The 13,063-nt window shown below is 36.2% G+C and carries 13 protein-coding genes and 1 pseudogene; 12 read left to right on the top strand and 2 right to left on the bottom strand.

Annotation, left to right across the window (positions count from 1 at the left end; all coding sequences use genetic code 11):
* The first annotated feature begins 17 nt into the window (after nucleotides 1–17).
* The 4 genes from J2Z37_RS25515 (at nucleotide 18) to J2Z37_RS09870 (ending at nucleotide 7,199) form a co-directional block, all read left to right on the top strand.
* Nucleotides 18–2,027, top strand: coding sequence for a peptidoglycan DD-metalloendopeptidase family protein (locus J2Z37_RS25515; protein ID WP_245203699.1), 2,010 nt, complete (start codon nucleotides 18–20; stop codon nucleotides 2,025–2,027).
* Nucleotides 2,028–2,057: 30 nt separating this feature from the next.
* Entirely contained in the window at nucleotides 2,058–2,546 is a 489-nt protein-coding gene (locus J2Z37_RS09880) for a hypothetical protein (RefSeq protein ID WP_209810083.1), read from the top strand.
* Between the two features lie 416 nt (nucleotides 2,547–2,962).
* Nucleotides 2,963–3,829 carry a Swt1 family HEPN domain-containing protein gene (locus tag J2Z37_RS09875; protein WP_245203698.1) on the top strand — a complete coding sequence of 289 codons (867 nt, stop codon included), beginning with the start codon at nucleotides 2,963–2,965 and terminating at the stop codon, nucleotides 3,827–3,829.
* Between the two features lie 586 nt (nucleotides 3,830–4,415).
* Nucleotides 4,416–7,199, top strand: a complete 2,784-nt coding sequence (locus tag J2Z37_RS09870; protein ID WP_209810082.1) for an S-layer homology domain-containing protein — start codon at nucleotides 4,416–4,418, stop codon at nucleotides 7,197–7,199.
* Nucleotides 7,200–7,336: 137 nt separating this feature from the next.
* Here J2Z37_RS09870 and J2Z37_RS09865 read toward each other — a convergent pair whose 3' ends face one another.
* A complete protein-coding gene (locus J2Z37_RS09865; RefSeq protein ID WP_209810081.1) occupies nucleotides 7,337–7,786 on the bottom strand; it encodes a type II toxin-antitoxin system VapC family toxin in 450 nt (149 codons plus the stop codon).
* A 19-nt stretch (nucleotides 7,787–7,805) separates the two neighbouring features.
* Nucleotides 7,806–8,033, bottom strand: a complete 228-nt coding sequence (locus J2Z37_RS09860) for an AbrB/MazE/SpoVT family DNA-binding domain-containing protein (RefSeq protein WP_209810080.1) — start codon at nucleotides 8,031–8,033, stop codon at nucleotides 7,806–7,808.
* An 894-nt stretch (nucleotides 8,034–8,927) separates the two neighbouring features.
* Between J2Z37_RS09860 and J2Z37_RS09855 the strand changes: the two genes are divergently transcribed.
* The 8 genes and pseudogenes from J2Z37_RS09855 (at nucleotide 8,928) to J2Z37_RS09825 (ending at nucleotide 12,941) form a co-directional block, all read left to right on the top strand.
* Nucleotides 8,928–9,629, top strand: coding sequence for a hypothetical protein (locus J2Z37_RS09855; RefSeq protein WP_209810079.1), 702 nt, complete (start codon nucleotides 8,928–8,930; stop codon nucleotides 9,627–9,629).
* Between the two features lie 402 nt (nucleotides 9,630–10,031).
* Nucleotides 10,032–10,337 carry a hypothetical protein gene (locus J2Z37_RS09850; protein WP_209810078.1) on the top strand — a complete coding sequence of 102 codons (306 nt, stop codon included), beginning with the start codon at nucleotides 10,032–10,034 and terminating at the stop codon, nucleotides 10,335–10,337.
* A gap of 177 nt (nucleotides 10,338–10,514) precedes the next feature.
* Nucleotides 10,515–10,719: pseudogene (locus J2Z37_RS25505) on the top strand (helix-turn-helix transcriptional regulator).
* Nucleotides 10,716–11,150, top strand: coding sequence for a hypothetical protein (locus tag J2Z37_RS09845; RefSeq protein ID WP_209810077.1), 435 nt, complete (start codon nucleotides 10,716–10,718; stop codon nucleotides 11,148–11,150). The pseudogene J2Z37_RS25505 and the gene J2Z37_RS09845 overlap by 4 nt, the downstream one beginning before the upstream one ends.
* A gap of 169 nt (nucleotides 11,151–11,319) precedes the next feature.
* Entirely contained in the window at nucleotides 11,320–11,544 is a 225-nt protein-coding gene (locus J2Z37_RS09840; protein WP_209810076.1) for a hypothetical protein, read from the top strand.
* Between the two features lie 441 nt (nucleotides 11,545–11,985).
* The gene (locus J2Z37_RS26130; RefSeq protein ID WP_425340314.1) at nucleotides 11,986–12,156 is read left to right on the top strand and encodes a DUF4181 domain-containing protein; all 171 of its coding nucleotides are present in this window, start codon (nucleotides 11,986–11,988) and stop codon (nucleotides 12,154–12,156) included.
* A 165-nt stretch (nucleotides 12,157–12,321) separates the two neighbouring features.
* Nucleotides 12,322–12,513: a helix-turn-helix transcriptional regulator gene (locus J2Z37_RS09830; protein ID WP_209810075.1), complete on the top strand. Its 192-nt coding sequence runs from the start codon at nucleotides 12,322–12,324 to the stop codon at nucleotides 12,511–12,513.
* A 14-nt stretch (nucleotides 12,514–12,527) separates the two neighbouring features.
* A complete protein-coding gene (locus J2Z37_RS09825; protein ID WP_209810074.1) occupies nucleotides 12,528–12,941 on the top strand; it encodes a hypothetical protein in 414 nt (137 codons plus the stop codon).
* Nucleotides 12,942–13,063 lie beyond the last annotated feature (122 nt).

Genomic DNA, 13,063 nt, shown 5'->3' with positions numbered 1-13,063 from the left:
TCTAAGGAGGTGACAGCATGGATCAGAATGCTCAAGATATTGGAAAACAATCCGCAGACCAAATGGCATCAATGGGGAAGTCTGCTGGTGGGCGATTAGCTCGGTTAGCAAAATCTAAAGCTGCTAAATGGATGAAAAAGATACTCCTTGGTTTCTTAAAGGCGATGGTTACCAGTATCGGAAAAATCCTATTAGCAACGATCGGTCCATGGGGGATTGCTATTCTAATTGCTGTTTTATGTTTTCTAGCCGTTTTAGAAAGCATCCCCGGAGCGGATTGGTTTCTTCAAGGAGGAAGTCGATCCGCAGAAATGCTTGGAATTGATGTAGAGTATGAAAATAAATTCAAACAACTAGCTGAAGAAAGTGTCAAAGAGGTTGAATCTTATCGGGCCGATGAAGATTGGCGAAAAGAGTTTAAGGAGCTCATCAAGCCTAGTTGGGGTATTCCGGCTGCATTGGCTCGGTATCAGATCATGAGAGCAGATCCTAGCCCTTCCGTTGGGGGAGCAGGAAGCATTCCGGCATATAGTCCCTCCTTTCCAACGGGTGAGAACCCATTGTCATCTATGATCATGGTTGCCACCGCTTATGGGCCTGACTGCCCGGGGTGTTCAGGAATCACAGCCACAGGGATTAATGCAAAAAGCAAACCTACACCAAGAGTTATTGCTGTGGATCCAAGAGTAATCCCATTACATAGCCGTGTTGAGTTAATTGTAAACGGATCGAGTTTAGGTGTTTTTTCCGCAGAGGATACAGGAGGGGCGATTAAAGGAAATCGAATTGATATTCTTTATCCCTCCCAAGCAGATGCAAGATATTTCGGAAGAAAAACAGTCACTCTAAATGTTCTCCAATGGGGAGGAGCTTTTTCGGGACCTGTCGGAACCTGGACTCCTTCTTTAGGGGTTGGGTTGGAATTACCTGATGTGAATGAAATGTATCAAGAACTTAAACCTAGGTTGACATACAAAACAATAGCGGATGACGTAGAACGATGGAAGACGGTGGTTAGAGTCTGCTCACCAGGAGGCGGTTGTAGCGAATATATTTCTTATCGAACAGAAACCCGCCCGTCCCATCAGGTATTAGATTGGGTTTGGACTCCTTATGGAGATATTACCGTTCCTTCATTAAAAAAATATTGGACAAGTCCACAATTAATTGGAAGGAAGATTGTACATCCGCAAACCAAGGAGGAAATTAAAGGCCCCCATACAGAAGAGGAATGGAGAAATAATAAAGGAAGTACAAATAGTGAATCCTACCTTCATTTATGGACGATATGTTCAGAAGATGGCGATGGAGGGGGTAGTAGTTGCACCTCTGAATACTACCAATTTGAAAACACGGAAGTGGATGATCGGTCCATGCCTCCCTATAGTATCAATACTGATAGATTACATGACATTCTAGTAGCTAGAGGGGTTAAAGAAGTCGATGTTCCTATTGTCTATCAATGGTCTGCTGCTACGGATCCATCGGACAAAGATGCCTTCTTTTATGCCGGTCAATTTAAAGGAGCAAATATTCGATCGCGTTTTACCGATTACACCAATATTTCAACTGCACTTGATTTTGAGTTTTCAGGGGAAATAAAAAATGGATGGGCCTGGCCGATCCAAGGAAATCAAACGATCACCTCCACTTTTGGAGCTCGATGGGGAACGTTTCATTATGGTGTTGATCTTGGTGGACGTGCAGCGAATGGACTTCCTGTTGTGGCAGCTAGAGAAGGTAGAGTAATACGCGCGGAGTATTCATCTTCTTATGGCAATGTTGTTTACATTGCACATGATAATGGGTTACAGACCCGTTATGCCCATATGAATTCTTTATCTGTAACAGCTAATCAAATTGTGACTGCGGGCACGATGATAGGAACTGTAGGATCGACTGGTGACTCCACAGGCCCCCATCTTCATTTTGAAGTTTTGAAGCCAGGAAAAAAATCAGCTTTTTTAAGAGCGCGGGATATGGAAAGAGCTTATGATCCTATGGTATTTTTAGGACCCCTTATGTAAATAAGGATATTCGGAAGGAGGTGATTCGTTTTGGTCAATACCCATGCGGTTCAAACGGTGATAGAACAGGCAATCCGTTTAATTCAACTGGTCGGATTACCTGTGATGGGTGTCCTTTTAATTATTGGCTTAATGATTCTACTCACATCTGGGAAAAATCCACGGCGGAAAAGGGTAGGGTATACCTTTACGATTGGATTTACAATTCTCATACTTTTGGTTGCGTTTATTCCTGCTTTTTTCTTCTTTTATTATGGAGATGGACCTAAAGCGGCTACAGGCAACGAGAGTATTGAAGGAATGGTCAATGATACGGCGGGAATAGGGGGGATTCTTTTTAAGGCTGTACAGTATATTGCCTCACCGCTTACTTTCTTTGTCTTTGTGTTAGGTATTTTGATTGTTCTCTGTGCCGGGAAAAATCCTCAAAGGATACGTTTAGGTTATGGAATGATGTTGTTCTCTCCGATCGTACTAGGGGTGGCATTCGCTATTCCATACCTCATCTCCATCTTGTAAATTTGTGATTTTTCATTCTGGGTGAGAAATATTTCATTTCAGGTGAGAATTTTGTTTCAATTTAATTGATAAAACATGATTACATTCATAAAGATAAATAATTATACAATACCTAGCTGTTCATTAATCAACTTTTCAAACCATGAAATGGATGATTAGTAGTGTTTAATAATGGCTAGGTTTTTTATTAGTTATTGTTTTAGCGAGGAGATCATCAATCGTTCTATCCTGGCTACAGATAATTACACAAATAAGGTAAACTAAGAAAATCTGGTTGACCCGATAATACGACGGAGATCTATAATGTATAGTTGTTATACATGGCAGCCATTTTTTCGTTACCCTACATTTGCAGAATAACTCAAAATATGTGATAAGATGTTGTAGGGAAGTCATGACATAAGGAGGGAATGATCATGTCATTTACATATAGTCTACCGTTCGAAAATGAAAAGTTATTAGATGGGATCCTTTTTGAGCTGAAAAGAAGAAAGGAATATGAGTTATCTCAACTTTTAAGAGGTTCTAGAATATCAATTGAAGAGGGAGGTTATTCATATTACGCTGGTGGAGGAAGACACAATGCCCATGCAGCGTATGTTACTTTATATGTGAATCCAATGAATATCGATATATTAGAGGATGACACAACCAAAAAGCTATTAACCTCTATTTGTGATACTTTAATCCCTGCTGAAGTAGGATTTGATGTGAAATCAGTATCGTTTTCAATTGATCTAACCAAGGACTACGAATTGGAAGACGATCTAATCATTGACTTAGAGAAACAATCTGATCGGATATCCGGAAAAATTTTAGCCAAAATATTACCACAAGATGTAAAAGAAAAAGGCTATTATATGTCAGAAATTTATACTTATCTTTATGCTGTTGAAAACTCATTAAGATTGTTTATTGAGGATGTTTTCAAAACTAAATATGGGGAGGATTACTTTGAAAAAGTCACCGTCCCCTCTGCGCTTAAACGTACATTAGAACAAAGAATAAATGACGCGGAATCGAAAAAGTGGTTAAGTGTAAGAGGAGAATCCAAACTTTTTTATTTAGACTTTAAGGATCTAGGTACCCTAATTAGTAATAATTGGGACGTATTTAAAGATGCTTTTCCAAGCCAAGAATTCATTTTATCCAAAATCAATGAGATGGCGGATTGCAGAAATTTGATAGCACATAATAGTCTTGTTAATGAGACGGAAAGAAACGTTATAAAAACATACTATAACGTGATACTAAAACAAATTTCACAATTTTTGGACAGCTAACTCTCTCCAAGTGTCCTACTGTGGATCTATAAAGTGAGCAGTACTTGGTAGTATGCGTAAAGATGAATAATATAAATTGCTTTTTTTCTCAAAAAATATGAAATAAATTTACGTGTATGGTTTTCTTTTTAATTTTTTCTCAATCAATTTGAAACAAGTGAGATGTGTCTATAGGATTTTTCAATATGTTATTCTCACCTAAGATGAAAAATCACAAAATTTGTGATTTTTCATTCTGGGTGAGATAAATTTCATTTAAGGTGAGAAATTCGTTTCAATTTAACTGATAAAACTCGATTACATTCACAAAGGTGAATAAATTTTAAAGTCCTAGCTGTTCCTTAAACCGATATTTTCCATGCCACGAATGGATGATGATTCGCGTTTAAAGATAGCTAGTTTTTTTATTTTCCCGGATTTAAATTTTCTTTTTCTGAAAATGATTCTACCGAGATTTTTTCTGAACAGTGTGATACCTTTGATAGATTAGTCTTACCAATATAGTGAAAAAATTATTGAATTAAATGAATCCATTGGTAGAATAAAATGGTATTGTCACTTTTTACTAGAAGAGGGAGAGGTTTGGTTGAAAAAGAGAATAGTCTATAAAATATTTAATAACTTGCTTTTAAGTGGTTTGTTAGCTTTGTCTTCATTTTCGTTGAGTGCCCTTGCAGCAACTCCTTTAGCTGATATCAACAACTCTTACGCTAAAGATGCTATCCAGGGGTTAGTAGAGAAAGGTATTTTAAATGGTAAAGGTGATGGAAAGTTCGATCCCACGGGGAAAATTGAAAGACAAGATTTTGCAATTATTTTGGCAAAAGCATTGAACTTTGATGTAACTAGTGCCCCAGCAACTGCAACGTTTTCCGATGTACCTAACACACACTATGCCTTTAAATATGTAGAAGCTGCAGCCAAAGCAGGTTTAATTAAGGGTACTGGGGATGGAACATTTGGAATTGGAGCCACTCTTTCTCGCCAAGATATGGCTGTTCTCTTTGTACGAGCATTAGGCATAGAAGCAACTGGTAAGGGAGCTAACTTAACTTTCTCTGATGCGGGTCAAATTGCTGATTACGCTAAGGATGCCGTTGCAACCGCTGTTGAATTAGGGTTGATTAATGGTATGGGAGATGGTCATTTTAATCCCCAGAATAATGCAGATCGTCAAGCTGTAGCACTCGTTGCGTCAAATTTTTTAAAGGCTCAAGATGAAATTAGTCCGAAAATAGGTACTGTTACACAGATTGACAACAAAACCATAACAGTATCTTTTACAAAAGAACTTCTTGAGTTATCTCCTGAAGACCTAGTTTTTATAGACGAGAACGGAAAAGTTATCACCATACAGAATGTTACTCTTTCTGAAGATAAGAAAAGCGTTACTATTAAAATAGAAAACCTGCCTTCTGAAGGTAAAATCCGCGTAGAGTACAAAAAGAATAAAACTTCTAATGGATCTTTTAAAGAGATTAAAACCGAAAAAATAAATCCTTCATCACCTTCGAGCGGTGGTTCAAGTTCTGGTGGGGGAGGGGGAAGTAACGACAGTAATGACAATGATAATACACCAGTAAATCGTTCTCCTCTAGTGGTTAGCGGATTTACTGATCGGGAACTACTTGTAGGGAGTATAAAGTATGTTGAAATAGACAATCACTTTAGTGATCCTGATGGAGATGTATTATCTTATTCTGTAGTTTCAGATGATGTAAAGATCGTTACAGCAGACGTTTTTTCGGAGAATGGTTTGAACAAGATTAAACTTACACCTCTTAATCAAGGGGAAGCAACCATAACTGTAAAAGCAGATGATAAAAAGAATGGTACGGTATCCGCTACATTCCGTGTTTATGTCGGCTTTTCACAACCAGTTAATCATGATCCTAAATTTATAGGGGATGAAAGCACAGAACCAATATTATTAAGTATCGGTGAAAATTACCTTATAACTGATGATTTAAATTCTCTTTTTTCTGATGAAGATGAAGATGATCTTCGTTATGAGATCATTTCAAGCAATGAAGATGTAGTTAACTTTTATAATGACGGTGGTTTTTTCATTAGAGCTGTAGGTGAAGGGACAGCTTCAGTTAATGTTACAGCTTATGATGGTAACGGAGGGGAAGTAAGTGTTTCATTTAACGTAAGTGTTCAGCAAACACCAAATCAGGCTCCAACAGCAACAGATATAGAAATAAGTGGAACACCGCAACTTGGACAAACATTAAATGGGATCTATACATATTCAGATACTGAAAATGACACACAGGGAATATCAACATTTAAATGGATACGTGCCGATGATTCAACAGGAACAAACAAGGTAGCCATAGATGGGGCGACATCAAGTGAATATACTTTAATAGCAGAGGATGTAGGGAAGTATATCAGCTTTGAAGTGACCCCGCTGGCAAGTACAGGAACTCTACAAGGAACACCCGTAGAAAGTAATCCAGTAGGTCCTATTGAGAATCTTGCTCCGCCAACAGCAACTGTGTCACTTGGTAGCACTTTACCACTCAATGTTTTTTCATCTAAGTCTCCTGGTAGTATCGATTGGGAAAATTGGCGTTTAACAGTAGATGGAGATGTCTTTAAATCTAGCCTTATAAATGAAGAAACTATTGTATTCGGTGGTGATTTTTCCGGATTAACTTTTAATGGATATTCACCTCCTGGTAATCCATTCTTCGAACAAGGTCAAAATGAAATTATTTTAACAAACGTAACTGGAACAATTACTAATTTGCAAGGACAAGGAACGATTACTATAAAGGGAGAATTGTTAAGTCGAGATTCAGATGTAACGATTACTATCACGACGAACCCAGTGGCTCCGGATAATCACGCCCCAACTGTTGAGAGTATGATTTATGAACAAGTTTTAACGCCCGATGTTACCAATTCACGAACATTCGACCTTACACAATTGTTTGGTGATGAGGACGGCGATACATTGGAATTTACTGCTACTTCAGGCTCAGCTGCGTTTGTTAACGTTTTTGTGAATGGCAATGATCTGACGCTCTCGCCGGGCAATGAGGCGGGAAGCACGACGGTTACAGTCACTGCTAATGATGGTAAGGGTGGTGTCACACCTTACACGTTTACCGTACGCACTGCACCACTTATCCCCAATGGGATGATAGTGGTTCGCAGCGGGGATCCGTTATATTATGATCTGTCGTCTTTCTTCCCTGGGCAGACACAGTTCAAGGTGTACATGGGAACTCCAGATAATACATTTAATGGCCCGACAGAATTAAACGGTATGGTACTTTCACTCCACGCAATCCCTATTTATACGTGGGTAGTCGGAGCGGATGGAAAAGCGGCGGTCTTTCAAGTGGTTTACGATTAAATTAAAGAAAATTTCATAATGGGGTCTGAAATATGTGTAAAAATGGGTCACAGCGCGGATTTTATTTCCAGTTTGTGACCCTTTTCCAAATGACTCTCCATTGAATAGTGGATAACGCTCCTCATCCCACTAATAAATTACCCTCCAAATTTTTTCAAGTACTCCACATCAAACCATTCTATTCCTGGGACCTCAATTTGTATTGATTTGGTTTCCGTTACAATTAGTTGCGCGTTATTCATGATCGCTGTTGCTACAAAGACAGCCTGGTCAAAAGTTAATTGATACTTTCTTTGAACATTTGCGGTTTGTTCGGCAGCCTTAAAGTCAAACGGGACAATCGTAAGGTTAGGGAAATGAGATAAGAGCATTAATATTTTTCTTGCCACTTCTTCATTATCATAATGGCCAATAATTTTCGCATAAGACAAAGCGGAAAGATACGCTTGCTCAATCTCTCCTTTCTCAATTCGCTCCAAAATCTTCAATGATCCGTTGCCGTAAGTTTGATCTCGTTCCAAAGCAAAACAAAAAATAGACTCATCCAACATAATTCGATCATATTTCATTATTTCTTGATTCTCCACGTTCATTTTCTCCTCTCTTTTACTTTGTCGTATCCAAACCATCTTTGTTTAGTAGTGATCCCAATTCCCATAAGCTATCAGAAAAACTCTTTGGCTTTTTAATTATTCGAATCTCATCTTGCTCTTTATCATACGACCAAAGTAAAGAATCTCCGATTTCCAGCCCCATCTTTTCTCGTATATCTTGGGGTACTGTTGTTTGATACCTCTGTCGAATATCACTTTCAGATTTTAGATTTTCACTCATTGTCAAACTCCTTCAAATTTCTTCTTACATAAATTCATCATATCACTAAATCTATAATTTGGAATTAACATGTGTAACTTTTGTCCAAGGACAACATAGTGATTTCTTACAATTATTGATAAGCGTTTAGAAAACAATATTTTAGGAAATAATGTATTCATTTTTTTGTCCTTAAAAAGAGACACCAATATGGTTCATTAATTTAAAAGTGACAAAAAAGTGTTTCTATAAATGAGAATATAGATATTAAATCAATGGCGAAAATTCCATTAAAAAGTACGGGAAGGCATGTCCTAGCTCTTGCTTTGTTACAAATGTTTTGTATGGTTTAAATTCCTAAAATTATAATTACTATTCATTTTATGATCTGCATTGCTTGGTGAATTGAGGAATCGCAAAAAATGAGGGGACCTGTATGTTGATACAGCTATACATATTAAGGATAATGATACATTCGAAAATGTTAGTAAAACGTAATTCATACCCTTTCTATTTTGGTCAAACAATCAATAATAAACAATGTAATTATTGAAGTAATGGTATTCAATAGCTGAATAAGCAATTAATGGCTGCTATACAGGCGGCTTATTGTGTGATTGGGATAGCTGAGTAGTTTCAGTGTCTTGTGTTAAAATGTAATTGTAGGTTGTAGAAATGGTTAACTTCAGAGAAAAAGGATTACATTATATCTTTCGGGATTATCCTCATAATTTTGGTTATAAAATATTATTCATCAATAAAACATTGTTGTAATACTTAAAGTTATATTTGCAATTATTATTAGTGCAGTTGTAAGCTTTTTGTTTCGAAAGAATTATTTCTAACTAAATGGATCGTTCGTTCTTTTTTTGCTGTTGAAGTATTGGCCAATATGCATACAAGGAAGTGTAAATATTGAAGAATGTTTTTTTTGTTGTTTTGGTAGCAATATTGATGATTTTTGCAGCTTGTTCTAATTCTATAGATCAGAGTGTTCAGTCATCTATTAATTCATCGACCACAAATAAACAGGAAGATAATACGGCTTTTTATGACTCATTCAATACAGACAATAATAATCATGAAAATATAAACGAATCACAGTCCATAAAAGCGGATGATGAGTCAGAACAAGAAAAAAATCAGAATACAAATTCGATTGAGTCTGATAATAGTGACTTAAATGTAGGTGGTAAGGAAGATAAAGACCCGCTATCCCAGTATTCGAGTAGACAAATTGAATATGCTCGAGTTTGGTTGCAACTGGGGTCCAATCAAGACATAGATAGATTGAATGTTCAACATATTTCAGCTGGCACACCACTGGATACTAAATACTACACGAGTGTTATGTATCCTGAAGATGTTATCCAGTTAACGGGTGATCGCTTATTAGATGGGTCGGTGACCTATAGTGGTAATGGGGATGGTACGATTAATGTATACAACGTTCCATCACGTTGGTACGGAGGTTTTCCCCCTCCTGATAATATAGATAAAAACAAAATTATAGAAGAAATGAAGGATATAATTAAAAATACAAAATTATTATATGTTGACCCAGGAGACGATGAAAAAATAATAAAGTTAATCAAATTGCTACGTTTATTAAGCTAACGACTCAGTGCAAAGGGAACAGGACCCGCATCATTACTTAACTGGCAGGTTTCATCAAAAAGGAGAATTGTCTTTTTTAACTGAAGTATATCATTAATTTGAGGAGATGGTTTTTTGGTTAATCTATTGGAAAACATATTCCAACTTTCGGCAATAATTCTACTCTTATGTTCATTTTATTATTATAGACATTTTAAAAAGGTTAAAAGGGAAAGAAAACTAAATTCACTTGAACTTTCAATTTATATTATAACTCGAGTAGCATTTTTTCTTTGTGCAGGCAGTTATCTACTCCTGTTTTTGGATAGAAATTATTAAACAAAGGGCGCGTTTATTTGCCAAAAAAATTTAAATAACAGGTGTTGATCTCATATAAAAAGTGAAGGAGATGGAGATTCTATCATGGGGTTAGTCATGGCGATTGTACCTGTTGTAATAGTGGGGGTAATTGTAGTATACGTAATTGAAAGGCTGAAACAGAAATATAACCAAGGCAGCCTAGGTAAGAAAAAGTCAAAAACCACTCATATTTATTTAAATAGTTTGATACCAATAGGAATGCTTTTTGGTTGCACCCTCGGTATAATCTTAGGCATATTTTTTTCAGTCTCTCCAGTGGTTACTATTAGTCTAGGAGCTGGAATAGGCTATTTATTTGGATTTTTTGCTTATGAATTTTATTGTAAGGAAGGTAACAATTCTTCATAAATAACTATTATCAGGTGCGGTCGTTGAACGAGAAAGGGTGGTACATATTCGTTATGTATCACCCTTTCTTTTTAAAACCTCTTCCAAAATAGGTCTTAATGAATTTCAAGACAACGATTGATTGTAATATATAGTTTACATATTGTAATGTATGTGTTACTCCTAAAAGGATACGCTATGAAAAATAACGTAAAGCTTGCCCGTGTAAAGCTGAGTTAACCCAACAGGAGCTAGCCAACGAGGTAGACATTACCCGATAGACGGTCAGCCTAATTGAAAAAGGAAAATATAATCCAACATTACAATTGTGCCTGCAAATTTGTTATGTTGTAATGCTATATTGGACGAAATTTTTTGGATCGATAGGGAGGACGTGGAATGAAAAAAATCACAGATGAACGACTGATAGTACGGAATCTACAGCATATAAGAATAGCTTATATAGTACAAACAACAGGAATTCTCTGTATTCTTGGCTATGAGGTATTTAAGGATGGGATAGAGGGAATGACGAATAACCCGCTATGGTTTGTCTTCATGCTAACTACGATTGTCTACGGTTACCTAAACATGAGTGTAAGTGTGGAACAAGAAAAAAAGCCAAAAAAACCGGTAAGGTCGCTTATTATAAGTCTTGTTGTAGTAACAATCATTGCCGTTGCTTTTGCCATCCTTACATCTATTACTCCAAACTTCAACTGGAGCGATGGCATACTGATCGGGGGAATTATATTCATTTGCGGGATTATTCCTGTTTCTTATGTGTATCGTCTCAGAATAAAACAACAAAAAGATTTGGAAGAAGATGAGTAAATTAGTTGGACTGGATGATCTTAATTGTATCTAAATTTGTTTGCTATTAAGTCAGAATGTAATAAAAAGCTTACTCAGTAATCGGACACTTATCTGGAATAGGGATCCTTTTTAGAAAAGGGCCCGATTGCGGTACAAAAGAACTGAACAGAAGGGAATGAGTATTTCTATGTTATGGATTGCTACACAAGACAAACAAAGTTTGATGAATGTGAAAGAAGTTACTATAAACGGGAAAAAAATAGATGGGTTTATCGGCAGTGGATTTTTAGATAGTAAAGTTTTGGGGAAGTATGATTCAAATGAAAGGGCATTAGAAATCCTTAATGAAATCCTTATGAAAATTGAAGAAAGCAATGGATATTCTGTGACATTTACAATGCCTCAAAATTAAGGCATTTTAGGATTAGGCGTACTTATCTGCGGAACAATAGGAATCTTTAATATAAAGTGATCTGTAAAACAAAAATGAGGGTGGACGGATTAAACAAATGGACACGATTATTAAATAACATTATTTTTTCTAAAGGTCTGTTTTGCTAAGGCATTCTTTAGAAAATTTAATACTTTAAGTTACCCCCCATCCAAAACAGGACAGGGGTATGCGTGTTAAAAGTATTTAAACTTAAACAATTTGATTGTAGTCTTGACATTTCCTTATTGTGGTAGGTGACAACTTCGCTGGTATTTACCCCCTATATAAAAAATAACAAATAAAATACTTGATTTAGAAAAGAAAATGATTTCGGATACCCTGGTAAAATTGTTGATCGATGGGAAAGAAGCATTATATTAGTTACCTTTTTATGCACGTTTCCGCTTTTTATTTCAAAGGATAAATGTTCAAAAGTGGTATTGGATACTCTATTTTGTTATAACAATGGCATTTAAATCAATTCTGGAGCGGAAGTATTTGAAGAAGTCAAAACAATATGTCACAACACTTATTTTTCTATTGATAAGCATAGCTATTATACAAACGATTTTTCTTGCTGTAATTATTTAACTTTCTAAGCAACGTAGAGGGCAGCACTTTAAAGATAAGGGGTCTCGAGAAGTTATGCAGAAGACCTAATCAACCGGTAGTGTAAAAACATTTTGACACGCAATAGTTGGATATTTATAATTATGGTGTAAAAACATTTTTACAGGGGGTCACGCTTAAATTCTAATGGAAAATAATATACGTGAATTACGTGAATCAAACGGCTGGTCGCAAGGGGAGTTAGCAGAAAGATGCAATGTCACTCGCCAAACAATAAATGCTATAGAAAATAACAAGTATGATCCTACCTTACAACTAGCATTTCGATTGGCAAAAGCTCTGAAGGTAAAGGTCGATGAGTTATTTTATGTTGATTGAGGAGGAATAAATAAGTGACAAAGAAGCAAAAAAGGTTGGTAAAATTTATTCTTTGGATCTGCATTTTAGCAGTTGGTGGAAAAATTACATTTACATACTTTAACTCTCACACAATAGATTCCTATGGGTTATTTACGATTAGTATTTTCATAGCATCCCTATTGGAACTCCACACCTTTGGAAAGACAAGTTATTTGGGTGGAAATAACGTGGAAGAACAGAAGGATGAATTAGAGGAACATATAGTAAAAGTTAGTAGTAAGATCAGTTATTTTGCTTTGATGGTGGTCGTATTAATCATTTTGGCTGTTTCCGAATATGGAAAGGGTGAAGAAGACAAAACTAATGTTCCTTTGATGTTGGTATTTTGTGCTACCATTGTCACCCTACCATTTGTTCAATTTTTGGTTTCAAAAAAATACAAGTGAACGAGAGAAATATTTTTCCACTTTTGGGATTCGATAGTTTAACAAATCAAAAGCCAGTTATTCTTTGCTAAGATAAGCATAGAATAACTGGCTTTTTAATTTCCAAGAAATGTATTAGCTCA

It is taken from the genome of Ammoniphilus resinae, from assembly GCF_017873965.1.
In the GTDB taxonomy this organism is placed as follows: Bacteria; Bacillota; Bacilli; order Aneurinibacillales; family RAOX-1; genus Ammoniphilus_A; species Ammoniphilus_A resinae.
The sequence above is the reverse complement of the archived record's forward strand: the minus strand, read 5'-3'. Positions and strand labels throughout refer to the sequence as shown.

Coding starts and splice junctions, on each gene's coding strand:
- J2Z37_RS25515 (WP_245203699.1), top strand. CDS start 18: ATGGATCAGAATGCTCAAGATATTGGAAAACAATCCGCAGACCAAATG.
- J2Z37_RS09875 (WP_245203698.1), top strand. CDS start 2,963: ATGTCATTTACATATAGTCTACCGTTCGAAAATGAAAAGTTATTAGAT.
- J2Z37_RS09860 (WP_209810080.1), bottom strand. CDS start 8,033: ATGAGTGAAAATCTAAAATCTGAAAGTGATATTCGACAGAGGTATCAA.
- J2Z37_RS09850 (WP_209810078.1), top strand. CDS start 10,032: ATGGGGTTAGTCATGGCGATTGTACCTGTTGTAATAGTGGGGGTAATT.
- J2Z37_RS09845 (WP_209810077.1), top strand. CDS start 10,716: ATGAAAAAAATCACAGATGAACGACTGATAGTACGGAATCTACAGCAT.
- J2Z37_RS09840 (WP_209810076.1), top strand. CDS start 11,320: ATGTTATGGATTGCTACACAAGACAAACAAAGTTTGATGAATGTGAAA.
- J2Z37_RS09830 (WP_209810075.1), top strand. CDS start 12,322: ATGGAAAATAATATACGTGAATTACGTGAATCAAACGGCTGGTCGCAA.